Below are 238 nucleotides of genomic sequence, written 5' to 3'. Positions count from 1 at the left end.
CCTTCACATTCAGCTGCATGTCGAAACGATCCAGCAACGGACCCGAGATACGTCCCTGATAGCGCTGAATCTGGTCCGGCGTACAGCGACAGCGGCCCGACGGATCACCGAAATAGCCACAGGGGCAGGGATTCATGGCGGCCAGCAACTGGAAGCGCGCGGGGAAAAGCATCTGACTGGCGGCGCGGGAAATAAGAATTTCACCGGTCTCCAGCGGCTCGCGCAGCACATCCAGCAC

The 238-nt window shown here is 60.5% G+C and carries 1 protein-coding gene; it reads right to left on the bottom strand.

Annotated elements, in window-relative coordinates:
- Positions 1 to 238, bottom strand: a 238-nt coding sequence (locus tag MO867_RS23085; RefSeq protein WP_252473492.1) for an ATP-binding protein, incomplete at both ends; no start/stop codon positions are given.

Source organism: Microbulbifer okhotskensis (assembly GCF_023895975.1).
GTDB lineage: Bacteria > Pseudomonadota > Gammaproteobacteria > Pseudomonadales > Cellvibrionaceae > Microbulbifer > Microbulbifer okhotskensis.
Note: the sequence above shows the minus strand (reverse complement) of the source record. Positions and strands in the feature narration are given on the sequence as shown.